Consider the following 25281-nt stretch of genomic DNA (forward strand, 5'->3'; position numbering starts at 1 on the left):
TGCATTGATGAATCAGCAGACGCATGAGCAACTCAAGAGCGCGATCTGGGAGATCGCCAATCGGCTACGCGGCCCCTACCGCCCGCCACAGTATCGACTTGTCATGCTGCCGATGGTCGTGCTGCGCCGGCTCGATTGCGTGGTTGAGGAGCGCAAGGAAGACGTACTCGCCGAATACGAGAAGCTTAAATTCCAAGACTACGACAGTAAGATAAAAACCAAGCTGCTCGAACGCGCTGCTGACCGTAAGCATAAGCCTGCTCTTTACAACGTAAGCCCTTTCACGTTTGAAAAGCTGCTGGGTGATCCAGACAACATCGCAGCGAATCTAGCCGTTTATATCAACGGCTTTTCGCCGATCGCACGCAGCATCTTCGAAAAGTTCGGCTTCACGGAACAAATCGAAAAGCTCGACAACAGCGATCGTCTGTTCACCATCGTGAAAGAGATGGCCGCGCTCGATCTGCATCCGGACCGGATCGACAGCCTGCAAATGGGCTATCTGTTCGAGCATCTGGTGATGCGCTTCAACGAGCAGGCCAACGAAGAAGCCGGTGACCACTTCACCCCGCGCGAAGTGATCCGCCTCATGGCGAACCTCGTGTACACCGGCGAGCAGGACGTCTACACACCCGGCATTTACCGCACCATCTACGACCCGGCCTGCGGTACCGGCGGCATGCTCTCGGAATCCGAGAAATTCATCTACGGCCAGAACGAAGACGCAAATCTGGCGCTCTTCGGCCAAGAATTCAATCCAGAATCCTGGGCCATCTGCTGTGCCGACATGCTCATCAAGGACGAGGAAACCAATAATATCGCTCCTGGCGATACGCTAGGCGACGGCAAGACAAAAGACGGTTTCGAGGGGCACCAGTTCCACTACATGCTCGCCAATCCGCCGTTCGGCGTGGAATGGAAAGACCAGAAAAGCGTTGTCGAACGCGAGCATAAAACGAACGGTTTCAATGGCCGTTTCGGTGCTGGTCTACCGCCGATCAACGACGGTTCGCTGCTGTTCCTGCAGCACATGATTTCGAAGATGCATGCCCCACCCGATGAGGGCGGCGAAGGCTCACGCATCGCAGTCGTCTTCAACGGCTCGCCACTGTTCTCGGGCGATGCCGGCTCGGGCCCGTCGAATATCCGCCGCTGGATCATCGAAAACGACTGGCTGGATGCCATCGTCGCCCTGCCGAACCAGCTGTTCTATAACACCGGCATCTATACCTATATCTGGCTCGTCTCCAACCGCAAGCCCGAAGAACGCCGCGGTCAGGTCCAGCTCATCGACGGCACGCGCTTTTTCCAGCGCATGAAGAAAAGCCTGAACAACAAGCGGCACGAAATCGGCGACGAACAGATCAACGACCTCACACGCATCTACGGCCGCTATCAGGACGGCGAAACCGCAGATGTCGTGATCGGCGGCGAAACCGAAAACCGCGTCGTCTCGCGGATTTTCAAGAATCACGAGTTCGGCTCTCTCAAGGTGACTGTCGAACGCCCACTGCGGATGAACTTCGAAGCCACGCCCGAACGAATTGCCCGCCTCGACGACCAGACCGCCTTCGCCAACCTGGCCCAATCCAAGAAACGCAAGGATAAAGACGCCGCCGCCAAGGAGATCGCCGCCGGTGAAGCGCTCCAAGCCGAGATGCGCGTCCTGCTTACCAACCTGGGGGCCAACGGGCGATATATGGATCGCGCGGTGTTCGAGCGCGATCTGACACAGACCGTGAAGCAAGCCGACGTCAAACTGCCCGCCCCGATCAAGAAAGCGATTTTCACCGCCCTTGGCGAACGCGATCCAGAGGCGGAAATCTGCCACGACAGCAAAGGACGGCCGGAACCGGATAGCGAGCTACGCGATACCGAGAATATTCCGCTACCGGACAGCACAACGCTACCGCTGCCGATGGGCTTCGGGCCGGATACGCCAAACGAAGCGTTGGTCGAAGCGTTCCGGGACGACATCGACGTCTACATGGCACGCGAAGTCTTACCGCACGTACCGGATGCCTGGGTGGACTACGGAAAGACGAAGGTCGGTTACGAGATTCCGATCAACCGGCATTTTTATGTCTACAAGCCACCGCGGCCCCTGGATGAGATCGAATCGGACATCACGAAACTCGAAGACGAGATCGCAAACCTACTCGACGGATTGGTGACATGAGCGGCGAATCGTCTTCTCCTGACGCTCGAACCCAAAGACGGCTTCGCTTTGATATGCGGGTCAATCCCGTTAAATCTGAGCTAGAACTGCCGCCGGAAACCGAAGTGTCTTTCGTCTCGATGGATGCGGTCGGTTCGCTTGGCGGCCTGCGTCTCGATGACATCAGACCGCTCGCGGACGTTTATGACGGCTATACCTATTTTAGGGATGGCGATGTCTGCGTCGCGAAGATCACGCCGTGTTTCGAAAATGGCAAAGGTGCGCTTGCAAGTGGTCTGGCCAACGGTGTTGCCTTTGGCACCACGGAACTGCATGTTTTACGACCTCGCCCGACACTAGACGCGAAGTTCCTTTTCTACCTCTCGATGTCGCATGAATTCCGCTCACGCGGTGAGTCGGAAATGCTCGGCGCCGGAGGACAAAAGCGCGTACCTGAAGTATTTCTAAAGGATTTTCGGCCCACACTGCCGCCCCTCGAAGAACAACGCCGGATCACCGAGCTCCTCGACGAAAAAACCGCTCGAATCGACGCGCTGATCGAAAAGAAGCGCGCGCTTCTAGATCGGCTGGCTGAAAACCGCCAAGCGCTGATTACACGGTCCGTCACTAAAGGGCTAAATTCTGACGCACCGATGAAGCTTTCTAGTATCGATTGGCTTGGCGAGATTCCTTCTCATTGGCAAGTTAGGCCATTAAAAAGGGTAGCGAAATTAGAGAGCGGCCACACACCTGACAGAAAAATAGAAAGCTATTGGGAGAATTGCACGATCCCATGGGTTTCACTGAATGACACCGATGCCCTTCGTCAAAACGACTATATCTCTTCAACAGCGTTCAACATCAATGAGCAAGGCTTAGCGAATTCCTCCGCGAGACTACTTCCCGCCAAAGCAGTAGTTTTTACTCGCGACGCCACAATCGGCGAAAGTGCAATCACTACCTGTCCTATGGCTGTATCACAGCACTTAATCGCTTGGCTTTGCAACGAAGGCCGAGTGCTCCCTGAATTTCTGTTAGCCGTTATCTACGGCATGACTGGTGAGCTAAAAAAACTCACGAACGGATCAACAATCAGCACAATCGGACTAGCGGACGTAAAATCGATTCGAGTCGCGCTTCCGCCAGTTGAAGAACAAAGAGATATCGTGGAGTTTGTGTTCTCCGAAATAGAGAAAATCGCTAGTATCGCTGCAAAGGTTCGAACGTCTATCGAGCAACTCAGTGAATACCGCGACGCTCTAATTTCCGCGGCGGTGACTGGAAACATACGTTCGTTAAACTCTTAGACTGTGCATCTCATCTACTTCGACGAAAACAAATACAGCGAAGCCAATCCGTTCTTCACGATTGGCGGCGTACTGGTACCCGAGGCGAAGGTGCTGGAGCTCGATGAAACACTGACAAAGATCCAGTCGAATTTCTTTGGCAGTAGTCATCTCACGACCCAGAACGAGTTCCACGGCAAGGAGATGTTCCATGGCAAGGGCCCGTTCAAGGGCCGCAAGCTGGCAGAACGCGTGCAGCTCTTCGATTATCTGGCCACGTTTCTCGTGGATAACGCGATCCCGATCCAATTGATCCATATCGATGTAGACCGTCATCGCCAAAAATATACGTATCCGGATCTGGAATACCGACTGGGGCTGATGCTGTTTCTGGAACGCGCCTGCGACTATCTAGATGCGGTCGACGACCTGGGGATCGCCTTCGGCGATTACGAGCAGGATGAGGTCGCCCGCTCGGTCGTGGATTTCTCCGAATACAAGACCTCGGGCAAGACACCCATGCATTACGGCCGGCCGCTGGGGCGGCTCGTCGACACGGTGTACTTCACACAGTCTCACCACAGCCGGTTTCTGCAACTGGCCGATGTGGTGGTGTACATGGCGGGGCGTTATCTCCACCAGCCCGAGGCGCCGGAGAAATGGCACGATGCGAAGGTCTGGGAGATATGGGAAAAGATAAAGGCCAGTGCGGATCTGCGTATCCAGCACTGGCCTTGATAATCGGAACGACTAGACCGCGTGGGTTAGGCCGCTTTTGGGAACGGCCCTCTAGTCGCTCTTGAAAATATAAGGCGCAGACGCGTCAGAATCAAGCCGATCGATAGGGGACGGCGATGCCGGCACATACCGAACACGATTTCGAAACCGCGATCGAGGCGGGGCTGATCGACCACGGCGGCTACGAAAAACGCGATCCGAGCGCCTATGACGAATCGCTGGCTCTGTTCCCCGACGATGCCATCGTCTTTATTCAGGCATCCCAGCCCAAACGTTGGGAACAGCTCCGAACCCTGTTGGCCGATAAGACCGCGGCAACCGTTCTGGATAGCCTGAGCAAGGAGCTCGCGCTCAAGGGCTCGCTGCATGTGCTGCGGCACGGCTTCAAGTGTTACGGCAAGCTGCTTCGGCTGGCCTACTTCCAGCCCAACTCGCGCATGAACCCGGAGTCGGCCGCGCGCTATCGGCAGAACCGATTGACCGTTACCCGCCAGGTCGCCTTTACATCGGCCTTGAAGCGGCCGGATGGCAAGCATCGCCGTTGCATCATCGACGTCACGCTGGCGGTGAACGGGCTGCCGGTCGTGACCGCCGAACTGAAAAATCCGCAGACCGGGCAACGCGCCACAGACGCGATCAAACAATACGAGCGCGAGCGCGATCCGCGTGATCTTTTGTTCGAATTCAAAAAGCGCGCGCTCGTGCATTTCGCCGTCGACCCGGATGAAGTCTGGATGACGACTCGGCTGAACGGCGATGAGACGTTCTTCCTGCCCTTCAACCGCGGCGTGAATCACGGTGCCGGCAACCCGCCAGTCGCGGGTAACTGGAAGACCCATTATCTATGGGATGAAGTACTCCAGGCCGACAGCCTCATGGATATTCTCCAGCGCTTCATCCATCTGGAAGTGACCGAGAGAAAAGTCCCCAAGGACCGAGGCATACAAACGGTTCGGAAAGAAACCATGATCTTTCCCCGGTACCACCAGCTCGATGCGGTGCGCCAACTCGTGGGCCACGCACAGGCCAACGGTTCGGGCCACAACTACCTGGTGCAGCACTCGGCCGGCTCCGGCAAGTCGAACTCCATCGCCTGGCTCGCCCATCGGCTCGCGAGCCTGCACGACGCGGCCGATGCCAAGGTGTTTCATTCGGTGGTGGTGGTCACCGATCGTCGCGTGCTTGATGCACAGCTACAGGACACGATCTACCAGTTCGAGCACAAGACTGGGGTCGTCGAAAAGATCGACGAAGACACACAACAACTCGCGCGGGCGTTGTCGCAAGGCACACCGATCGTCATCACGACGATCCAGAAATTCCCTTTCATTTCCCAGGCGATTGAAAAGCTCGACGAGAAAGGCGAAGGCCTTCAGATCGACACGACAAACAAGCGCTTTGCCGTGATCGTGGACGAGGCGCATTCCTCGCAAAGCGGCGAGACGGCCGGCGCGTTGCGCGGCATGCTGAACAAGGACGGCATCGAATCGAGCATCGCGGCGCAGTTGTCCGATGAGGAAGACGATGCGCTATCGGATGCCGCCAAAGCCAATCTGCTGCGCGATGCGGCGCAACGTAAGCGACAGCCGAATCTCAGTTTCTTTGCCTTCACGGCCACGCCCAAATTCAAGACCAAGGCGCTGTTCGATGAGCCCGGCCCCGACGGCACGCCGCCCTTCCATGAATATTCGATGCGTCAGGCGATCGAAGAGCGTTTCATCATGGATGTGCTGGCGAACTACACGACCTACAAGCGCTTCTACGGGCTGGTAAAGCAGGCCGAAGCAGACCCGGAAGTACCGCGAAAGAAAGCGGCCAAGGCACTGGCGCGCTACATGGATCTGCATCCGGTCAATATTGACCAGATCGTCTCCGTGATCGTGGAGCATTTCCGGCTGAACGTGATGCACGAAATTGGCGGCAAGGCACGTGCCATGGTCGTGACCGGATCGCGCCTCGCCGCCGTAAAATACAAGAAAGCGTTCGATAAGTACGTCAAAGACCACGGCTACACGGCGATACGTTCGCTGGTGGCGTTTTCCGGCACGGTTGAAGATCCCGACGACGGGGGCGCTTCGTATACCGAAGTGGCCATGAACGATGGGTTGCCCGAACGTGAGTTACCTGAAGCATTCGAGCGCGACGATTACCGTGTCCTGCTCGTCGCCGATAAATATCAGACGGGCTTCGACCAGCCGCTGCTTCAGACGATGTATGTCGTCAAACGCCTGGCGGGCGTTCAAGCGGTGCAAACACTATCTCGACTCAATCGGATGGCATCGGGCAAGGCGCGTACCTTCGTCCTGGATTTCGTCAACGACGAAGCGGATATCTACCAAGCGTTCAAGCCCTATTACGAAACGACGCCGGTCGAAGAAAACGCCGACCCGCAGCGGCTCAACGAGCTACAGCACGAGTTAATACAGCAGGCTGTTTTTTCCCCCGATGATGTCATGGCTTTTGCGGCCATCTGGTACCAACCCAAACGCGAACACAGCGGGCGGGAGCATCGGGAAATGGCGGGCATCCTGGATAACGTCGTCGCACGCTTCGGCGCACTGGACGAAGAAGAGCAGTCGCGATTTCGCGGTCAGCTTACGGCGTTTCGCAATCTCTACTCGTTCCTTTCCCAGATCATTCCTTACCAGGACAGCGAACTGGAAAAGCTCTACACGTTCGTACGGCATGTGTTGACGAAGCTGCCGCGCCCGGACGATGACACGCCTGTCACGCTGGAAGGCGATGTGGCTCTGCGCTACTACCGTATGCAGCAGATGACCGATGGTTCCATCGGCCTCAAAGAAGGCGAGGCCTATCCGCTGAAGGGGCCGACCGACGTGGGTACCGCGGGCGTCAAGGACGAGGCCGTTCCATTATCGACGCTCGTCGAACGACTCAACGAACGGTTTGGAACCGACTTCACGGAAGCCGACCAATATTTCTTCGACCAGATTCGTGCCTCGGCCGAACAGGATGAAAAGATCAGCGAAGCCGCAAAAGCCAATACGTTTCCGAATTTCAAGTCTTATCTCACCCGGGTCATGGATGAGCTTTTCATACAGCGAATGGAAGGTAATGAAGAAATCTTTTCTCGCGTCATGAGCGATCCGGACTTCCGGTCGACGGCACAGGAGCATCTGGCCGCTGAAATCTTCAAACGCGTGCGCCACGGCTACGACTAATGGCGCTGACGTCACCGGTTTCCGCTGTTTTACTTTGTCAGCAGGCTCAAGCTGGCCTCTGGCACAAGCGGTTCGAGACCTCGCCTCGCCTGCTGAGAATGAGCCGACTCCGCTCTCTTTCAACGACCCGAGCCGCTGATGGGCTCTCGGAGTTTTTCTGAATGCCAGTCCGAAATACGATCTGGAAAGTCGGCGCACAGCCGCAGCTATTGAAGGAAACCCGTCTGCCCAGCGAACAGACGCTGGAACAGATGATCGTCGCCGAGCCGGGCATTCTGTCGGACGAGTGGATGCTGATCGGCCGGCAAGTCTCCACCGGCCATGGCGGGTATATCGACTTGCTGGCGATTGCGCCGGACGGCGGGCTGGTGGTGGTCGAGCTCAAGCGCGACCGCACACCGCGCGAAGTCGTCGCCCAGGCGCTGGATTATGCGAGCTGGGTCGGCGCGCTCGAAACCGCCGAGATCGCCGATATCTATGGCCGCTTCGACCCGGAAGGGACATTGGCCTCGGATTTCCGGGCCCGCTTCAACCAACCGCTGGATGAAGACACGCTCAACGACAATCACCAGATCGTGATCGTCGCGGCCTCGCTCGACCCGAGTACCGAGCGGATCGTCAATTATCTGAACAGCCGCGACGTGCCGATCAACGTGGTGTTCTTTCAGGTCTTCGAAACCGACGACACGCAGCTACTGAGCCGTACCTGGCTGATCGATCCGGGCGAAACACAGCTCAATGCCGCCGCCAGCGGCCGGACAGAACACGAACCGTGGAATGGCGAGGTCTATGTGTCCTTCGGCCACGACGATACACGCGACTGGGGCGAAGCCCGCCAGCATGGCTTTGTCTGCGCCGGCGGCGGCAGCTGGTACAGCAATACCTTGAACGCACTGGAAGCTGGCGCTCGGATCTGGGCCAAGATTCCCGGCACGGGCTTTGTGGGCGTGGGCCGCGTCAGCGGGCCGCGCGTCGCTGCCGCGGACTTTGAGCTACAGGACGCGAACGGCGAATGGCAGCCGGCCATGGATGTGCTGGAGCACGGTCACTACCACCACGAATACATCGACGACCCGGACCGCTGCGAATACTTCGTGCCTGTCGCGTGGCTAGAAACCGTACCCGTCGAAAAGGCGTTTAACGAGGTAGGCCTTTTCGGTAATCAGAACACGGTCTGCAAACCCACCGCGCCCAAATGGCGCGCCACCGTCGAGCGTTTGAAGAAAGCGTTTCCGCAATTCGACGATGAAGGCGCTGGCTCTCCCAACCGCCAGACGGCTCGATCCTCGCCTTGATATTTTCACCCCAAGGGTGAATAATTATAGGGCGCCTGTGACGGACGGGTGCCCTCCCATCCGCATTAGGGATTGCCATGGAGATACGGTTCAGAACGAACCAGCTCCAGAAATGCTACGAGCGGCATCAGACCGCGGTTCGTAAATTCGGCGACGCGGTGGCCCGCCGTTATGTCCTTCGCATCAACACCATCAAGAGCGCTCGCGATATCGACGAGCTGATCGCGCTTCCGGGGTTGCGATGTCACCCACTGAAAGGCGACCGAAGCGGCCAATACGCGGTCAAACTGACCGGCTTCTATCGATTGATTTTCACGCTCGAAGGCGACTCGCTCACGATCGTTCGCATCGAGGAGGTCAGCAAGCACTATGGCGACTGAAACCGACATTCGATCCGATCTTGCGATCGCGCCGGGTGAATACCTCCAGGAAGTGCTGGCGGACGCCGGCCTGAGCCAGAAGGATCTGGCGCAGCGCACTGGCCGCCCTGCACAGGCGATCAACGAAATCATCAAGGGCGTCAAGGCCATCACACCGGATACAGCGATCCAGCTGGAAACGGTGTTGGGCGTTCCGGCGCATATCTGGACCGGTCTTGAGAGCGAGTATCGGCTTGCGCTCGCGCGCCAGGAAGAGGCGCGCGCGCTTGCCGAGGAGCGCCCGTTGATGCGTAAATTTCCGTTCAAGGAAATGGCAGACATCGGGTGGGTGGCGTATACGCAAAAGCGTGACGAACGCATTCGAGAGCTGCGGCGATTTTTTGGCGTGTCCTCGTTGATGAACGTCGAAAACGTGGGTGCTTACGCGCCAGCCTTTCGCCATGCCGAGCATCGTTCGCCTTCTCAGTTGGCGGTCGCCGCATGGATCAAAGGCGGGGAGCACGATGCGAAACGAATCGAAACGGCAGCCTTCGATCGGAAAAAACTCGAAGCTCGGGTGAGCACCATCCGCGCGCTTGTGACTAATCGAGACGCGGTCGATGCCATTGCGCGATTGCGCGCCGTCCTTGCCGAGTGCGGCGTTGCTCTCGTGCTACGGCCCCATCTGACAAAAACCTATCTGACCGGCGCGACGTTCTGGATGAAATCGCAGAACAAGGCCGTGCTCATGATGAGTCTTCGAGGTAAATGGGCGGATATTTTCTGGTTCACGCTATTTCACGAGCTTTGCCATATTCTCAAGCACGAGAAACGACAGACGTTCGTGGATTTCGAAGGCGTAAGCACCCCGGGCATCACAGAACAGGAAGACGAAGCTGACGCGTATGCCCAGGAGGCGCTGATACCATCAGCCTACTGGCACGCGTTCGTTTCCGACCAAGATTTTTCGGCAAGAGCCATCGCCAAATTCGCGGCGCGAGTCGATACGGCGCCCGGCATCGTCACCGGACGCCTTCGCCGCGAGGAATTCATCGCGCCCAACCGACACGATTTCCGAGATCGGCTGGATTGGTCGGCCATTGCGCCAAGTGGCCTGGGCACGCGAATCACCCAGCGATTCGACGGCGTTGGCGCAACCGATCTCGAAACGCCCAACCGCGCCGAGCAACCTCGTATCGTCGATTTCGACGGATGATCGTTCTCGACACGAATGTGCTCTCGGAATTGATGCGCCCCGCGCCGAATCCCCAAGTCGTCGATTGGCTAGACAAAAGCAGTACGAACACGGCCGTTGCCGTGACGGCTATTACCGTCGCGGAGATACTTTACGGCGTCGAACGCTTGCCCGAGGGCCAACGCAAAACGAAGCTCGCACAGCACGCCGCGGCAATGTTCGATGAAGATTTCGCCGGCCGTATTCTGACATTCGACGGCCAAGCCGCCACGATCTATGCTGAACGCGTGGCTGCATGCGAGACCGCCGGCTCGCCGTGTTCCATGGCCGATGCGCAGATCGGTGCTATCTGCTTGCGCGCGAGCGCAACGTTAGCGACACGCCACACCCGTGACTTCGAGGCGCTGGGCGTGATGCTCATCGATCCTTGGACCGAAAACAATCGGTAGCGCGCACCCGCGTCTTCATTTACCAGCTAGATATCAGAAAACGGAGCCGCAGCAACCGCTCCAACTAGACTCGCACTCTTTCCATCAACGGCTCGAACCGATACACAGCGGATCGCCGACCGGAGGCTTCGCGGACCGTCTGCAGCAACCCTTCTTGCAAAAGAAGCCGTGTAAAGCGGCCGGCTGTTGCCGGCGCGATGCCTGCTTCGCGGGTAAAACGACTGTTACTGAAAACTGGATACGTGAATAGATAATCGAGCGCGGCCACCGAGTGCCTCGAGCCCAGCAGTTCGGCGAAGCGGACTTTCATGTGTTCATAGAAGGCTCGGATGGAATCCGCCACCTCGAGATTGCGCCTGGCCTGCTCGGCGACGGCCTGAAAGAAGAACTGGCACCAACCCGCCCAGTCGTTATTGGCCGAAATAGCGCGCAGGCGAGCGATGTATTCGTCTTTATGATCCTCGAAATAGCGGCTGACATAGAAGTGGGGCGCTGAAATAGCCCCGCCTTGCCAGAGCATCAACGTAATGAGCATCCGACCGACACGACCATTGCCATCCTCGAAAGGGTGCAGTGCTTCGAATTCAGCGTGCGCGAGTGCAGTACGCAGCAGTATCGCCATCTGCGGATCGTGGATTAGCGCGAACAGAGCCTCCATACCACCGGAAAGCTGCTCAGGCGCAATGGGCACAAAACTGACCTCGCTACTGCCGTGCGCGCCAACATAGTTCTGCTCGGTTTTGTAATGTCCTGGCGACTTGCTCGCTCCGCGGCCGAATGAAAGGAGCTGCTGATGGATACTTCGGAGCAACGATTCCGATAATGGCCGCCCTTCGTCGAGCTGCTCTTGCGCGGCGTTAAGCGCACGCCGATAGAGCGCGGTTTCTATCGCGTCCCAGCGAAACTCGGTCGAGGCATCCCCCTCGTCCGCATACTCAGCTTCGAGCTGAAGAATCTCGTCCATCGTGCTGATGGTGCCTTCCATACGCGAGGACACCACCGCCTCCTGGCTTCGCAATGGCGCCAGAAAAACTTCGCTGTTATGCAGGCCCTGGAGCATCTGATCGTAACGAGCCAAGGCTTCGGTTGCCGACAGCAGATTCGGCAGTAATTGCCCGTAGTCCAAGACATCGGGCGGAAATTGCGCGTAGTGATAGCGAACGGCTTTGCTGAGATCGAGGTCCATCTAGGTCGACGTGGCTCCGAAATACTTGCCGATCATTATAGGCTCATTCTGATCAACAAAAGAATTTGGCGATCATATTTGAGCAACAACAGGCATTGTTAATCACAACTGGGGACTAGAGAACGACAAGAAATGTTATGCGTCACCAGTGAGCGACAACGGGGTTCGCTAATCAAAATCAAGGGGGAATTGATCAATAAATCCCCCCATAAAATGATCAACGCATAAACGCATTGCGCGACAAACCGTCCAAAGTCCAGGCCAATTCCGGACCGGACGTCACGATCTACAAGTCCAGCCTATATGCTTAGTTACCAGTTCAACGTCTCAAACCCGCCTTCGACTTTCTTGTCCTGCTTGGACTCGTCCATGGCCACGGTCGCATCGTCGTTGCTGGCGTCCTGGGCCGGCAGCGGGCCGGCGCCGGGGTCGCGGGCGATGCCGTTGGTGATGGGGTGGTCGCGGAAGTATTCATCGAAGCGCATCTTCGCGTCGTCGCCGAACAGCATTTCGCAGGCTTCCATGAGGCCGTCGGATTGCTGGATGGTTTCCTGGCGCGAGACGAGGCTGATCTTGGAGCGGCGCCGCAGGAAGTCCTCGAGCTTGGTGATCATCTCGCGGCGGGCGGCCTGACGGACTTCGGCGCGGATGTATTCGGTGCCTTCGATGAGGATTTCGGCCTGGCGCGGATCCTCGCGGATGTTTTCCAGAATACCGATGGCATGGGCGGCATACCGACGCCACAGCCGCGTCGACAGCGGCTCGGAGGATGCGGGGCTGGTGTAGGCATCCAGGTCCATCAGCTGGGCCTGGTGGAAGAATTCGTCGCGCACCGCGTCCACCGGCTCGCCGTACCAGCGATAGCGCGGGTAGCGCACGCGGATGCCCATTTCCTTGACGAGGTTGGTGATTTCTTCGCCGACGTTCACGCAGTCGGTGAGCTTGCCGCCGAAGATGCTGACAAAGCCCTGTTCGATGTCGGAATCGATTTCATGCTTGCGCGACAGCTGCAGGAAGTCGCGATCCTTGCCGCCGGTGTTCTGAACCGCGAGCGGACGCACGCCGCAGCGCGTGGCGATGATGTCGGCCCGGTCCAGCGGTTTGTCGAGGTCCAGCCGCGCATTGATGTTGTTGAGGACGAAGTCGATGTCTTCGTCGGTGATCGCGGCGTGCGGATCGTCGGTTCGGGTGTCGGTGGTGCCAATGCAGGTCCGGTTGCCCATGGGGATGGCGAAGAACAGTCGCCCGTCTTCGTCGAAAAAGGCCAGCACGCGTTTGTTGGGCGTGACCTGATTGACGATCAGGTGAATGCCCTTGGACAGCACGTGGCTGTGTTCGGTGTGCTTGTCGGCCAGCGCGTTGGTGCGGTCGGCCAGCGGGCCACAGGCGTTGACCAGTGTCTTGGTCTGGACCGTCCATTCGCGACCGCTCATGACATCGCGCAGGCCGACGTGCCAGATATCGTCCCGGCGCTCGAAGCCGGTGGCCTCGACGTAGTTGGCGGCCACGCAGCCGCTGTTCATGGCCTTGCGCACGAAGTTCCACACGAAACGGGCGTCGTTGTCGTGCAGAAAGGCATCGGAATACTCGAAGCAGCCCGTGGCCGGCTTGGTGTTGATGACCGACTCTTCTTCGTTGATCTGCGTGAGCTTGGGCAGACGCGGGATCTTGGTGAAGCAGTTGCCGAAGAACCAGTAGATCCAGGTGCCGGCCCAGAGCACGAGCGGATGCCAGCGAAAGCCCTTGGTGATCGTGGTCAGGAAACGGATCTCCTGCACGGTCGAGGGGTAGTGGGTGATCAGATGATTGCGCGAGACACACAGCTCGCGCACCAGCTTGAAGTCGTAGGACTCCATGTACTTGATGCCGCCCCAGATGAGGTTGGACGACCACATGCTGGTCATGCCGGCGAAATCGCCCTGGTCGACCAGACCGACTTTCACGCCGCGCCCGGCAAGCGCGGCGGCCGAGACCGCGCCGTTGATGCCGCCGCCGATGATCAACGTGTCATAGACGCTGTCGTCGGCCAGTTTCTCGATATTGCTTTCGCGTAGCTGCATGGTCTCTCTGACACTCCATACGCCGCGCTATCCCGGCCGGGTGACGATCGGTGCGGCGTCAATACGACTGTAGGCTACCTAGCATACCGTGCTGCGCTGGTTTTCGATGCAGCTCGGCGCCAACCGGGCGCGCCCTGGCCCGTGAACACGACCGTCGACGCGATCGATGACGGCCCGCGGTCTTGTGAACACCGCCGCCCTGCGCGCTCGGCGCTCGATGTCGCGTTGCATGCACCGCACCGATGCACGGAGAATCCGGTCTTTCATCATCCGGGAGCCTGCCATGAGCCGCGCCATCGAGATCCAGACCGCGACGGGCACGATCGATGCCCACGTCTTCGTCCCCGAGCAGGCCCACGGCGCCCTGCCGGGCGTCGTGCTGTTCACCGATATCGGCGGCCTCCGCCCCTGTTATTTCGACAAGGCCCAGACCATCGCCGACGACGGCTACGCCGTGCTCATGCCCAACGTCTATTACCGCGACCGGGCCGGCTCGGTCGTGCCCGAGGGCAAGTCCTTTCGCGATGACGACGTGCGCCCGACGCTGTTCGAGTATGCCGGCCGGCTGACGCCGGATGCCCAGGCCCACGACTTCGTCGCCCTGCTCGGTGCGATCGATGCGGACCCGGCGTTCGCGGCCGGGCCGGTGGGCGTGGTCGGCTACTGCATGACCGGTGCGTTCGCCCTGCGCATGGCCGCCAACCACCCTGACCGGGTCGTGGCAGCCGCCGGCTTTCATTCGGCTCGACTGGCCGAGGCGGATGATGCGAACAGTGTGATGCACGGCGTGGATCGGATCCGGGCCCGGGTGTTTCTCGGCCATGCCGATGGCGATGCACTGATGGATGCCGCGCAGATCGGCCGGCTCGACCAGGCGATGGCCGCAGCCGGCGTGGATTTCGCCACAGAACTGTTCGCCGGCGCTGCCCACGGCTACACCGCCTTCGATGCGCCGGCCTACGACGAGGCCGCCGATGCCCGGCACTACAAACGGCTGTCGACCCTGTTCGACGAGACGCTGGCCGTGACGCCCGGCTGATCAGGGCGTCGTCGGCGCCTCGGGCGTCGAATGATCGGTGGTCGGCCCGTGGATGCCGAGCGTGCTGTCCACATCCGCGTAATGGGTGTGGATGGTGGTTTCCACCGACAGCCCCTGCTTGAGTCGGGCGATCACGTTGCGATCGGCATCGATGGCGATCTTGACCGGCAGGCGTTGCACGATCTTGGTGAAGTTGCCGGTGGCATTGTCCGGTGCGACCGGCGAGAACGTGACCCCGGTGGCCGGCGCCAGGCTGTCCACATGGCCAGACAGTTTCATGTTCGGAAACGCATCCACGTGGATCGAGACCTTCTGGCCGGGCGCGACATGGGTCAGCTCGGTCTCGCGATAATGGGCCAGCACGTAGATGCGCTGTAGCGGTACCACGGCCATGAGCGCCGTGCCGGCATTGACCCAGGCGCCCGGACGGGCCGCGCGCTGGGTGATCACACCCTCCTCGGGCGCGACGATCGTCGTGTACGACAGGTTCAGCTTGGCCTGGTCGAGATTCGCCTGGGCCTGCTGAAGATTGGCTTCGGCCCCGCTGGCCTGGGCCTTGAGCACGTCCAGCTGCTTGCGGGCATCGGCCAGAGCCGCCTCGTCGGCATTCGTCTGCGCTTCGGCGGACCGCGCCGAGGCATCCTGACGCTGGCGATCCTCCTGGGAGATACCGTGCTGGCGGGCGAGCGTGTTGTAACGATCCGCGTTGCGCCGCGCGAATTCGGCGCTGGCCTGGTCTTTGTTGACCGTGGCCTGGGCCTGATCGATACGCGCCGGCTGGCGCGCGATCTCGGCCCGGGTTTCAGCCAGGGACGCCTGGGCGGTGGCCAGGCTTGCCTTGGCCGCAGCGACAGCGGTCTGATAATCGCGCGGATCGATCTTGACCAGCGGCTGACCCTTGTGGACCGGCTCGTTGTCATTGACCAGCACGGTCGCGATCTGGCCCTGCACACGCGGCGAGATCGTCGTGTAGTGCGCTTCGATCTGGGCATCGTTGGTCCAGACGTTGGCGCTCGGCACGAACGTGCGCCACAGCACCACGGCCACAAACACCACCACGATCAGCGCGACGATGGCCAGCAGGACGTACCACCCGAGCGAGCGGCGTTTCTTGGGTTGTTCTTCAGACATGGGAGTCAGGTTCCTGGCGGAATCTTCAAACGGGGCGGATAAACGCGCTGCGTGACGATGCAGGTCAGCATCAGCACGCCGGCCAGCACCAGCATCAGACGCCAGCCGTCGGCATAGGCCAGCGTCTCGACCTGACGGTTCATCTGCTGGGCGAACGCGGCCAGCACGCTCGGGTCGGCATGGGGGGCGAGTGCGGCGGCGTCGTGGCCGGTCAAGGGCGCGGACTGGGACAGTTCGGCACGATGCGTACCGACCCGGTCGAGCAGCATCGTGGAATGCACATCGGTGCGATGCCGCAGAAACCAGTCGATCAGGCCGGTGCCGACCGGGGCGGCCAGGGCACGCGTGGTGTTGATGGTCGCCGAGGCATACGGGCCTTCCGTCGGGTCGACGACCCCGGTGGCGATCTTGAGTAACGACACCACGACCATCGCCTCACCCACGGTCGCGATCGCCTGGCCGAGATAGAAATTCTGGCGCATCCAGTCGGGGGCGACCTGCGCGTGCAGCCAGCACGTCAGCATCATCATGGCCAGCCCGGCGACGACGAACCAGCGCGCATCGACGCGCTTGAAATTGAGCACCCAGGCCACGAGCGGCAACAGCACGAGCGACGGCAATCCGATGATCAACGTCAACGGCATCGACTGCAGCGGTCGATAGCCGTGCAGGCTCGACAGGAAACCGCTCGGCAGCAGACTGACCGAAAAATTCAGGATGATGAAGCCGAACAGCATGACCGTGCCGAAGGCGAAATTCGGCCGCAGCATGATCTGGGGCCAGATGAACGGCACCGGGTGATACCACTCGTTGTAGATGAACAACGGCAGCACCACGACCGCCACGAGCGTCAGACAGACCAGGAACGGCGAGGCCATCCAGTCCAGGCGCTCGCCCTGCGTGGCGACAATGACGATACAGGTCGTGAGCGTCCAACCAAGCAGCAGGCCGCGCCAGTCGAGCTTCTTGAACCGGTCGAGGTGCAGCGGATCCTGCGGTACGCCGTACCAGATCAGCACGATCGCGATCGCCACGAGCGGGACCACCGACAGATACAGCGCATCGTAGCCCACGCTCTGATGCGCCCAGGCCACGATCGGCGCGCCGAGATTCGGCGCGAACGTCGCAGTCAACGCATAGACCGCGAAGCCCATCAACTTGATGGAAGGCGTCAGGAAACGCAGCGCTGTGGTCATCAGCAGCGGAATGAGAAAACCGGTCGACAGACCCTGGCCGAAACGCAGCATCAGAAAGACGCCGGGGGTATGAACCAGGGCACACCCCACGCCGACCACCCCGAGCAGGAGCGTGGCGAACGTTGCGAACCGCCGCATGGAGAATGCGATGGCCAGCCACGGGGCGATCAGCATGCCCATGGCTTCCCCCACGTCGAACAGCGTGGTCATCCAGCTGCCCAGACGGGTACCGATCCCGAGCGCGCCCTGGATGTCCGCCATCGCCAGGCTGGTCGCCTGCGCGTTCATATCGGCCGTCAGACAACCCAGCAATACGCCGAGCAGACCGCAGATCAGGTGCAGCGGCATACCCTGCTGCGGTTGGCCGCCGCTCACGTCGGCTCATCCGTGGACGAGCCGTTGAGGTTTTCGGCCATCGTTTCCGCCATGAAGACGAACTGCTCGATATCGGCCTGCGACAGACCTTCGGACATCAGAAGGCCGGCCTGGTGCTGCAGGCGGATGATCGGTCCGATCATCGCCTTGCCCTGCACAGTGCAGCGGATCAACGGCGCGCGCCCGTCCTGGGGATTCGGCCGGGATTCGACCAGCCCGAGGCGACGCAGCTGGCCCACGATGCGCGTGACCTGAGCGCGATCCGTGGCCATGAGTTCCGCCAGCACATGAACCGTCGGGGCGGCTTGGAAATAGGCGCCCTTGAGTACGCGCGTCTGGCCGACCGACAGCGTGATGCCGCTGTCGGAAAGCGCGCGGCGCATGGCGCGCTGATACGCGTGCATGAGCCGATGAAGACTCTCGCCGAAGATCAGGCGCTGGTCGTCTGCGTCGTGCATGGGAGGCGCTCCGTGAGCCGGAAAGCGGCGCATCATCCGCAAACTCATTGACGGTGTCAATGAAAATAATCATCGACAATGCATCGCTGCGGTATGCGGAACCAACCGGCTTGCCTACAGGTCGTTGTCAGTTGCAGCATCAGCCGATATCTCTCATCTCCCTTATGCCTGTGACCACCCAACAACCCGCCAACGCGCATCGCCTGGCGATCGGCGACTTCACGCTCACCACGCTGATCGACGGCCAGTTCGAGGCCGGCTTCGGTCTGCTGTCGAACATTGACGAAACCGAAGCCAAGCGGCTGCACGACGCCAGCCGACGGCCCACGCCGCCGCGCATCACCCTGAACGCCTATCTACTGGAAACCGGTCAGGAAACCATTCTCATCGACACCGGCTTCGGGCCGCTCGGCGGCGGGGCCGGCGGCCGTCTTTTCGAGAGCCTGGCCGATGCCGGCCACGCGCCGGACGATATCGACACGGTGCTCATCACGCACATGCATCCCGACCATATCGGCGGTCTGGTCGATGCGAACGACCAGCCGACCATGCCGCGGGCCCGTGTCCTCGTCCCGGCCGGCGAGCTGGATTACTGGGGCGGCGCGATCCCGGCGGATGCCGACGATGCGCAGACACAACAATTCGAGGCCGCGCATCGCGTGATCGCCGCCGTGGGCAGCCAGATCCAGCACCTGGAAGGCAATGCCGTGCTGCCCGGCATCACCCGCGTGCCGTTGCCGGGCCATACACCGGATCACAGCGGCTATCGCATCGCCTCGGGCAACGCACAACTGCTGCTCTGGACCGACATCGTGCACCTGCCGTCGATCCAGTTCCCGAATCCGGAGGCGACCGTGGCCTTCGACAGCGATGCCGCACAGGCCGCCGAGACCCGGCGCCGGATCATGTCCGAGGTCGCCGAGAGCCGTGAACCGGTCGCCGGCCATCATCTGGATTTCCCGGGCGTGGGTTACGTGGTCGCCGACGGCGCGGGCTTCCGCTGGCTGCCCCATGTCTGGACGCCATAGGGCGTGTTGAGGTTTTTCGTTCGAGCGCCTTTTCGTCGAGAGACCGCCGTGTGTCCGGCAAGGCGCGAGTCGCCGATCGTGGCGTGCCACGATCCAGACTGGCAACGCCGCCGGGCGCCCATCGTCGATTTTTCATGGGCGGCCCAACCCTTCGGGACAAGCGCTGTATTGCCGCAAAACAGCACTTGGCGCGGACTCGCACGAAACATCAACACGCCCTGGGTCTGAGCCTTCGAAGCACGCCTATCAGGAGTTCATCATGAAAATCGGATTCATCGGCCTCGGCGCGATCGGCGCGCCGATGGCCCACAATCTCGTGGCTGCCGGTTTCGACGTCACCGTCTGGAATCGCACGGCCGACAAGTGCCGAGCGCTGGTCGAGGCCGGGGCCACACAGGCCGATACGCCCGCCGACTGCGTCCACGGCGATCTCGTAATCACCATGCTTGCCGACGACCGGGCGCTGATGGCCCTGCTCGACGAGCACGGCCTGATCGAGGCAATGGGTGCATCCACGGTGCACGTCAATATGGCCACGGTCTCGATCGATTGCGCCCGACGCGTCGCCGCGCGTCATGACGAGGCCGAGCGGGCCTATATCGCCGCGCCGGTGCTCGGCCGGCCGGATGTCGCCAAGGCCGGCAAGCTGCAGATTCTGGCCGGCGGTGCCAGCGCGGCCATCGAGACGGCCCGCCCGGCGCTGGAAACGCTCGGCGCCCGGGTCTGGCCGGCCGGCGAGGCGCCGTACCGGGCCAATGTCATGAAACTGGCCACGAATTACATGCTGGTCTCGGCGGTCGAGAGCATGGGCGAGGCCGCGGCCATGACCGCGGCCTACGATATCCCGCCCGGTGATTTCCTGGAGATCATCACCTCGTCGGTGTTCGCGGCCCCGGCCTATACCGCCTACGCCCCGGCGATGACGACACGCGAATACGACAATCCCGAGGGCTTCAAGCTCGCACTCGGCGCCAAGGACATGGATCTGGCGCTGGCCGCCGCACACGCCGAGAACGTGCCGATGCCGATGGGGGCGACGGCCCGCACGCGCCTGACCGAGGCCATGGCCGCCGGCGACGGCGACAAGGACCTGGCCGCACTGGCCGAGAGCGCCCGACGCGGCGCCCATATCGACGACTGATCGCCAATTCGCCGGATCTGCCACAATGGACGCGTCGGCCGCACGGTCGGCGCGTTTTTTATTTCATCGAGCCGAGCCTGCCATGGATATCAGCAAAGCCAGCCCGCTGTCCCGCCTGTTCGGTGGGGGTTCGCCCTTCGAGGCCCTGTCCGAGCACATCCGACAGGTCGATCGCGGCGCGGATCTGTTGACCAATTTCTTCGAGGCCAGCTCGACCGGCGACTGGGATCGTGCACACACGCTGTATCGCGAGATCTCGGACTGCGAGCACGAGGCCGACGATCTGAAGGACCGGATCCGGCTGAATCTGCCGAACACGCTGTTCTTGCCGATCTCACGCTCGGACCTGCTCGAGCTGGTCGAGGCACAGGACAAGATCGTCAACAAGATCAAGGACATCGCCGGACTGATGACGGGCCGGCGCATGCAGTTTCCGGCCACGCTACTCGACCCGATCAACAAGTATATTCAGGTCACGATCGACACGGTCCACCAGGCACGCCAGGTCCTCGAGGAACTCGATGAGCTGCTGGAATCCGGCTTCGGGCGCAATATCTCCGAGATGATCGAAGACATGGTCGTCGAGCTCGGCAAGCTGGAAAAACGGGCCGACGAAGAACAGGTCGCCATTCGTCGCCAGCTGCTCGCGCACGAAAGCGAGCTGCCGCCGCTCGAGGTGATGTTCCTCTACCAGATCATCGACTGGATCGGCACGGTCTCCGACCGGGCCGAGCGTGTCGGGGCACGTCTGCAGATCATGATGGCGCGTTAAACGCCGAACGCCCCCATGACTGTGTGTATCCCGCGCCGGCCACCGGCGTCGCCGCCGCTCGGCCCTCCGGACCGTGGGGCCGTATTCGGGATGGTCATCGGGCTGACATGCGTCTGGGCTAGCGTGGTCGCAAATGCAATGACACCGCGTCATGGCCACGTCATCGGATACCGGCAGCGCGATCCAGCGACTCTTCGCGCGCTCGCCCTTCAAACCCCTGTTTCGTCATATCGCCACCGCCGATGCAGCGGCCGGGCAACTGCGGACGTTTCTCGCCGCGGCGCGCGCGGCCGACTGGCACCGGGCAGAGGAATGCCATGGCGCGATCGTCGATCTCGAGCACGAGGCCGACGATCTGAAACGCGATATCCGCCTGCATCTGCCCCGCCGACTGCTGTTGCCGATCTCGCGCGGAGACCTGCTCGAACTGATCGAGGCACAGGATCGCATCATCAATCGCATCAAAGACATCAGCGGCCTGATGCTCGGTCGTCGGCTGCTGTTCCCGGCCGCACTGGCCGACGAGATGATCGCCTTTGCCGGCACCTCGATCGCCGCGGTCGGCCAATGTCGCCGGCTGCTCGGCGAGTTCGACGATCTGCTGGAATCCGGCTTCGCCCGGGATGCGGCGACCCTGATCTCGGATTCGGTCGCCGAACTCGCTGCGCTCGAAAAACGCGCCGACGCCGAGGAAGCCGCGCTACGCGGTGCCCTGCTGGCGCGCGAACACGAACTGGCGCCGCTGGACGCCATGTTCATCTATCGCATTATCGACTGGATCGGTACCCTAGCCGACCGCGCCGAGCGGGCCGGCACGCGACTCCAGATCCTGGTGTCGCATTGAATCACCCGCGACCGCCGGTCCGTCTCCGAGGAAACGTTGCATGTCTCTGATCGCCAACCACGCCGATCTGCTTCTCGTTCTTGCCTGCGTATTCGGCTTCTTCATGGCCTGGGGCATCGGCGCCAACGATGTCGCCAACGCCATGGGGACATCGGTCGGCTCCGGCGCCGTGACGATCTGGCAGGCCGTGATCATCGCCGGGATATTCGAGTTTCTCGGGGCCTGGCTGGCCGGCGGGCAGGTCACGCAGACCATCAGCGGCGGCCTGATCGATCCACAGATCGTCGCCGCACAACCGGATCTGCTGGTGATCGGTATGCTCTCGGCGCTGTTCGGCGCCGCCTGCTTTCTCGTGGCGATGTCGAGCGCCGGCATGCCGGTCTCGACAGGGCAGTCGATCATCGGCGGCATCCTGGGTTTCGCGCTGGTGGCCTATGGCTTCAGCCCGATCAACTGGGGCGAGATCATCTCGATCGTGATCAGCTGGATCGCCTCGCCGATCATTGCCGGCGCCCTGGCGTTCTTGCTGTTCGAGTCGATCCGGCGTCTGGTGCTGGACAACCCCGACCCGGCCGCCGGCGCCCGGCGCTATATCCCGATGTATGTCTTTCTCGCGGCCCTGGTCATCAGCCTGGTGACGTTGATCAAAGGGCTGTCGCACATCGGCCTGAATCTGTCGCTGACCGCCAGCATTCTCATCGCGCTGGGCATCGGCGGCGCCGTGGCCCTGTTCGCGGGCATCGCCCTGCGCCGGATCGATCTGTCGCCGGAAGCCCGCGCCTCGGATCGCTTTCGTAATGTCGAGCGTGTCTTCGGCTACGCCCAGATCTTCACCGCCGCCACCATGGCCTTCGCGCACGGCTCGAACGATGTCGCCAACGCGGTCGGCCCGCTGGCGGCCATTCTCAACACGCTCAACCACCCCGGCCAGATCAGCGGCGAGTCGGAAATCGCCGGCTGGGTGCTCGTGCTGGGCGGCGCGGGTATCGTCTTCGGGCTGGCCACCTACGGCCATCGGGTGATCGCGACCATCGGCAAGCGCATCACGGAGCTGACCCCGACCCGCGGTTTCTCGGCCGAGCTGTCGGCAGCCAGCACTGTGGTACTGGCGACCTGGTTCGGCATTCCGGTCTCGACCACGCAGACCCTGGTCGGCGGCGTGCTGGGCGTCGGCCTGGCGCGCGGCATGCGCGCGCTCGATCTATCGGTGCTCGGCGGCGTATTCGCCGGCTGGGTGCTCACCCTGCCCGGCGCAGCTCTGTTCTCGATCGTCTTCTACTTCGTGCTGCACGCCCTGCTCTAGGGCGTATCGTCATTCGGCCAATCCGGCCGCCAAGAATGCCTGGACCTGGGCGTGCAGGGCCGCCCGCCGATGCTCCAGCAGTGCGAAATGGCTGGCGTCGGCGATCTCGACATACTGGCGATGCGGGGCGCCGGCCAGCGCACCGAACAACGCAAGCCCGTCGGTTCGTGTGGCGGTGGTATCGGCGCTGCCACGAATGACGAGCGTAGGCACGCGAATCGCGCCGGCGTCGTAGACCGGCCGGCCGGAAAAGGCCTCCCATAGATCGAGCATGACGCCGTTGGGCGCGCGCACAGCCTGGCCGGGCTCGTCGGACAGCATGGCCGCGAACCAGGCATCGTGGATTGCCGGATCACGCCAGGCGTCCGGCCGGGCCGCGGTGATCTGGGCCAGCCACCGCGCCTCGGCCTGACCGGCCGTTTCCGTGCGATAGGCGCCCAAGCGCCGACGGCAACGGGGCTGGCCCGGTTCGGCGAGCGCGGCCTGCCATTGCGGATTCGCGCTCGCATAGACCGGAGCGAACAATACCAGTCGCTCGATCGTGCCGGGCCGACCGGCCGCATAGCGTCCGCTCGTCATCGTGCCCCAGGACCAGCCCACGAGATGCACGCGTGCCACGCCGGCACGCCGGCGTATCTCGGCCACGGCATCGGCGATATCGGCCACGGCATCGGTCGCGCGACAGAACGGCTCGCCCGTATCGGCCGGGGCGTCCATCGCTTCTGGCCGATACGAGCCGCCGTAGCCGCGCACATCGAGGGCATAGGCGTCGTAGCCGTCGGCAACGGCCCGGGCCAGCCAGCTGGCCCCGGGCACGTCGAACATCACACCGGGATAGGTCGCACCGTGGACGAACAGCACCGCCCGGCCGGCATGCCCGGGCCGGCCGACCGCCGTGGCCTCACGCAGCCGAATGCTCTCACCCGGTGCTGCAGTGCTGTCGATCGTCAGCGATGTGGTCATGTCGGATCGGGCGGTTCGGCGTCGAAATCGATATCGTCGGCACGCTTGGCCACATTATCGGCCACGAATGCACCGCGCTCACCCATCGGCTTGTTACCCGAGACCGTGGTATCCGCGGCGGTCTGAAATTCCATCTGGGCGTTGATCTCGCCGCCCACGAGCATGATCAGAATGGTGATGTAGAGCCAGGTCAGCACCACGACCACAGCCCCCAGAGAGCCATAGGTCGCCGAGTACGAGTTGGAAAACGCGACGTAGAGCGAGAATGCCAGCGAGCCGAGCACCCAGAACACCGTCACGATGGCCGCACCGACGATTACCCAGCGCCATTTCGGGCGCGTCCGGCTCGGGGCATAGCGATACAGGCCGGCGATGCCGAGCATCAGGAACAGCGCCCCGATACCGAGCCCTACGCCGCGGGCGACGGCCACCAGGCCGGTCCCGAAACCCAGCCCGGCCACGATCAGCGGCACGCCGGCCGCCAGCAGCGCCACGGCGATCAGCCCGACGATGATGGCGATCGTCAGGGCCAGCGAGACCAGCGTGGTGATCACGAAATGCCGGGTTTCCTTCTCTGCGTAGACGACGTTGAGCGCCACCATCAGCGCGGTCGTGCCCTTGCGCGCGCTCCACAACGCCAATGCCAGCGTGACCAGCGCGGTCACCCCCAGCGAGCCACTGGGGCGGGCGGCGATCTGCGTCATCTGGCCGGTGATGGTGTTGATCACGTCCGGCGGCACGAGGCCATCGAGACTGTTCATCTCGGTGACCACGGTGGCCGGATCCTGGAACAGGCCATAGATGGCCACGAAGGCCGCTACGCCGGGAAAGATCGCGAGCAGGCCGTAGAACGACACGCCGGCCGCGATGATCGACAGATTGTTGTCGGAAAAGGCATGAAAGACCCGCATAAGCACGTCCTTCCAGCCCACGAGCGGGATGTGCGCCGGCGTTCGTGCGGCGCGCCCGCGGCCGTCTTCCGGCATGCGCTCTCCCCGGCCCAGTCGTTGTGCGTTTTTTCTGTGCACCACTTCGATCCCTGGTGAAACCCCGCGACTGCAGTATACGAGAACCGGACGATCCACCGATGCCTGCCGATGCCTGCGCATCGGCGCCTGCCGCG

21 protein-coding genes are annotated in these 25281 nt (G+C 61.6%); 14 read left to right on the plus strand and 7 right to left on the minus strand.

Annotated features, from left to right (window positions below):
• Positions 1-7: 7 nt before the first annotated feature.
• From D3260_RS16395 to D3260_RS16430, 8 genes are all read left to right on the plus strand, one after another.
• Complete coding sequence (locus D3260_RS16395) at positions 8-2179, plus strand: class I SAM-dependent DNA methyltransferase (protein ID WP_120099693.1); 2172 nt, start codon at positions 8-10, stop codon at positions 2177-2179.
• Complete coding sequence (locus tag D3260_RS16400; RefSeq protein WP_120099694.1) at positions 2176-3465, plus strand: restriction endonuclease subunit S; 1290 nt, start codon at positions 2176-2178, stop codon at positions 3463-3465. The genes D3260_RS16395 and D3260_RS16400 overlap by 4 nt, the downstream gene beginning before the upstream one ends.
• Before the next feature lie 3 nt (positions 3466-3468).
• A complete protein-coding gene (locus D3260_RS16405; RefSeq protein WP_120099695.1) occupies positions 3469-4182 on the plus strand; it encodes a DUF3800 domain-containing protein in 714 nt (237 codons plus the stop codon).
• Between the two features lie 116 nt (positions 4183-4298).
• Positions 4299-7364: a type I restriction endonuclease subunit R gene (locus tag D3260_RS16410; RefSeq protein ID WP_120099696.1), complete on the plus strand. Its 3066-nt coding sequence runs from the start codon at positions 4299-4301 to the stop codon at positions 7362-7364.
• A gap of 161 nt (positions 7365-7525) precedes the next feature.
• The gene (locus D3260_RS16415; RefSeq protein WP_120099697.1) at positions 7526-8659 is read left to right on the plus strand and encodes an endonuclease NucS domain-containing protein; all 1134 of its coding nucleotides are present in this window, start codon (positions 7526-7528) and stop codon (positions 8657-8659) included.
• Positions 8660-8736: 77 nt separating this feature from the next.
• Positions 8737-9039 carry a type II toxin-antitoxin system RelE/ParE family toxin gene (locus tag D3260_RS16420; protein WP_120099698.1) on the plus strand — a complete coding sequence of 101 codons (303 nt, stop codon included), beginning with the start codon at positions 8737-8739 and terminating at the stop codon, positions 9037-9039.
• Positions 9029-10234, plus strand: coding sequence for a HigA family addiction module antitoxin (locus tag D3260_RS16425; RefSeq protein WP_120099699.1), 1206 nt, complete (start codon positions 9029-9031; stop codon positions 10232-10234). Before D3260_RS16420 ends, D3260_RS16425 begins: the two co-directional genes overlap by 11 nt.
• On the plus strand, positions 10231-10662 hold the full coding sequence (locus tag D3260_RS16430) for a type II toxin-antitoxin system VapC family toxin (protein WP_120099700.1): 432 nt from the start codon (positions 10231-10233) through the stop codon (positions 10660-10662). The genes D3260_RS16425 and D3260_RS16430 overlap by 4 nt, the downstream gene beginning before the upstream one ends.
• Positions 10663-10726: 64 nt before the next feature.
• Here the strand turns inward: D3260_RS16430 and D3260_RS16435 are convergent, their stop codons facing one another.
• Entirely contained in the window at positions 10727-11848 is a 1122-nt protein-coding gene (locus D3260_RS16435) for a Fic family protein (protein WP_120099701.1), read from the minus strand.
• A 311-nt stretch (positions 11849-12159) separates the two neighbouring features.
• The gene (locus D3260_RS16440; protein WP_120099702.1) at positions 12160-13908 is read right to left on the minus strand and encodes a glycerol-3-phosphate dehydrogenase/oxidase; all 1749 of its coding nucleotides are present in this window, start codon (positions 13906-13908) and stop codon (positions 12160-12162) included.
• A gap of 283 nt (positions 13909-14191) precedes the next feature.
• On the opposite strand from D3260_RS16440, the gene D3260_RS16445 reads away from it, so the two are divergent.
• The gene (locus D3260_RS16445) at positions 14192-14947 is read left to right on the plus strand and encodes a dienelactone hydrolase family protein (protein ID WP_120099703.1); all 756 of its coding nucleotides are present in this window, start codon (positions 14192-14194) and stop codon (positions 14945-14947) included.
• Here D3260_RS16445 and D3260_RS16450 read toward each other — a convergent pair whose 3' ends face one another.
• Genes D3260_RS16450 through D3260_RS16460 form a run of 3 tightly spaced genes read right to left on the minus strand, consistent with a single transcriptional unit; the run spans position 14948 to position 18107 of the window.
• Positions 14948-16078 (minus strand): HlyD family secretion protein, encoded by a 1131-nt coding sequence (locus tag D3260_RS16450; RefSeq protein ID WP_120099704.1) that lies wholly within the window; start codon positions 16076-16078, stop codon positions 14948-14950.
• Between the two features lie 5 nt (positions 16079-16083).
• Positions 16084-17649 carry an MFS transporter gene (locus D3260_RS16455; protein ID WP_120099705.1) on the minus strand — a complete coding sequence of 522 codons (1566 nt, stop codon included), beginning with the start codon at positions 17647-17649 and terminating at the stop codon, positions 16084-16086.
• Complete coding sequence (locus D3260_RS16460) at positions 17646-18107, minus strand: MarR family winged helix-turn-helix transcriptional regulator (protein WP_158583582.1); 462 nt, start codon at positions 18105-18107, stop codon at positions 17646-17648. The genes D3260_RS16455 and D3260_RS16460 overlap by 4 nt, the downstream gene beginning before the upstream one ends.
• Positions 18108-18277: 170 nt before the next feature.
• Here D3260_RS16460 and D3260_RS16465 point away from each other — a divergent pair, with 170 nt between their 5' ends.
• The 5 genes from D3260_RS16465 to D3260_RS16485 all read left to right on the plus strand — a co-directional run bounded on the left by D3260_RS16465 (position 18278) and on the right by D3260_RS16485 (position 23195).
• Positions 18278-19135 (plus strand): MBL fold metallo-hydrolase, encoded by an 858-nt coding sequence (locus tag D3260_RS16465; protein WP_233544118.1) that lies wholly within the window; start codon positions 18278-18280, stop codon positions 19133-19135.
• Positions 19136-19394: 259 nt separating this feature from the next.
• Positions 19395-20276, plus strand: a complete 882-nt coding sequence (locus D3260_RS16470; protein WP_120099708.1) for an NAD(P)-dependent oxidoreductase — start codon at positions 19395-19397, stop codon at positions 20274-20276.
• Between the two features lie 88 nt (positions 20277-20364).
• Complete coding sequence (locus tag D3260_RS16475) at positions 20365-21048, plus strand: TIGR00153 family protein (protein WP_120099719.1); 684 nt, start codon at positions 20365-20367, stop codon at positions 21046-21048.
• 151 nt (positions 21049-21199) lie between these two features.
• Positions 21200-21892, plus strand: a complete 693-nt coding sequence (locus D3260_RS16480; RefSeq protein ID WP_120099709.1) for a TIGR00153 family protein — start codon at positions 21200-21202, stop codon at positions 21890-21892.
• 40 nt (positions 21893-21932) lie between these two features.
• Complete coding sequence (locus D3260_RS16485) at positions 21933-23195, plus strand: inorganic phosphate transporter (protein ID WP_120099710.1); 1263 nt, start codon at positions 21933-21935, stop codon at positions 23193-23195.
• Between the two features lie 9 nt (positions 23196-23204).
• Here the strand turns inward: D3260_RS16485 and D3260_RS16490 are convergent, their stop codons facing one another.
• Positions 23205-24158, minus strand: a complete 954-nt coding sequence (locus D3260_RS16490; protein WP_120099711.1) for an alpha/beta fold hydrolase — start codon at positions 24156-24158, stop codon at positions 23205-23207.
• Positions 24155-25144, minus strand: coding sequence for a YihY/virulence factor BrkB family protein (locus D3260_RS16495; RefSeq protein WP_158583584.1), 990 nt, complete (start codon positions 25142-25144; stop codon positions 24155-24157). Before D3260_RS16495 ends, D3260_RS16490 begins: the two co-directional genes overlap by 4 nt.
• Positions 25145-25281: the final 137 nt, after the last annotated feature.

Origin of the sequence: Salinisphaera sp. Q1T1-3 (assembly GCF_003602005.1) — a bacterium.
Lineage (GTDB): Bacteria > Pseudomonadota > Gammaproteobacteria > Nevskiales > Salinisphaeraceae > Salinisphaera.

Excerpts from the sequence above, each read along its gene's own strand:
- D3260_RS16480 (WP_120099709.1), top strand. The coding sequence starts at position 21,200 with ATGGCCACGTCATCGGATACCGGCAGCGCGATCCAGCGACTCTTCGCG.
- D3260_RS16430 (WP_120099700.1), top strand. The coding sequence starts at position 10,231 with ATGATCGTTCTCGACACGAATGTGCTCTCGGAATTGATGCGCCCCGCG.
- D3260_RS16490 (WP_120099711.1), bottom strand. The coding sequence starts at position 24,158 with ATGACCACATCGCTGACGATCGACAGCACTGCAGCACCGGGTGAGAGC.
- D3260_RS16495 (WP_158583584.1), bottom strand. The coding sequence starts at position 25,144 with ATGCCGGAAGACGGCCGCGGGCGCGCCGCACGAACGCCGGCGCACATC.
- D3260_RS16410 (WP_120099696.1), top strand. The coding sequence starts at position 4,299 with ATGCCGGCACATACCGAACACGATTTCGAAACCGCGATCGAGGCGGGG.
- D3260_RS16420 (WP_120099698.1), top strand. The coding sequence starts at position 8,737 with ATGGAGATACGGTTCAGAACGAACCAGCTCCAGAAATGCTACGAGCGG.
- D3260_RS16415 (WP_120099697.1), top strand. The coding sequence starts at position 7,526 with ATGCCAGTCCGAAATACGATCTGGAAAGTCGGCGCACAGCCGCAGCTA.
- D3260_RS16470 (WP_120099708.1), top strand. The coding sequence starts at position 19,395 with ATGAAAATCGGATTCATCGGCCTCGGCGCGATCGGCGCGCCGATGGCC.
- D3260_RS16485 (WP_120099710.1), top strand. The coding sequence starts at position 21,933 with ATGTCTCTGATCGCCAACCACGCCGATCTGCTTCTCGTTCTTGCCTGC.
- D3260_RS16395 (WP_120099693.1), top strand. The coding sequence starts at position 8 with ATGAATCAGCAGACGCATGAGCAACTCAAGAGCGCGATCTGGGAGATC.
- D3260_RS16450 (WP_120099704.1), bottom strand. The coding sequence starts at position 16,078 with ATGTCTGAAGAACAACCCAAGAAACGCCGCTCGCTCGGGTGGTACGTC.
- D3260_RS16400 (WP_120099694.1), top strand. The coding sequence starts at position 2,176 with ATGAGCGGCGAATCGTCTTCTCCTGACGCTCGAACCCAAAGACGGCTT.
- D3260_RS16435 (WP_120099701.1), bottom strand. The coding sequence starts at position 11,848 with ATGGACCTCGATCTCAGCAAAGCCGTTCGCTATCACTACGCGCAATTT.
- D3260_RS16460 (WP_158583582.1), bottom strand. The coding sequence starts at position 18,107 with ATGCACGACGCAGACGACCAGCGCCTGATCTTCGGCGAGAGTCTTCAT.
- D3260_RS16445 (WP_120099703.1), top strand. The coding sequence starts at position 14,192 with ATGAGCCGCGCCATCGAGATCCAGACCGCGACGGGCACGATCGATGCC.
- D3260_RS16425 (WP_120099699.1), top strand. The coding sequence starts at position 9,029 with ATGGCGACTGAAACCGACATTCGATCCGATCTTGCGATCGCGCCGGGT.
- D3260_RS16440 (WP_120099702.1), bottom strand. The coding sequence starts at position 13,908 with ATGCAGCTACGCGAAAGCAATATCGAGAAACTGGCCGACGACAGCGTC.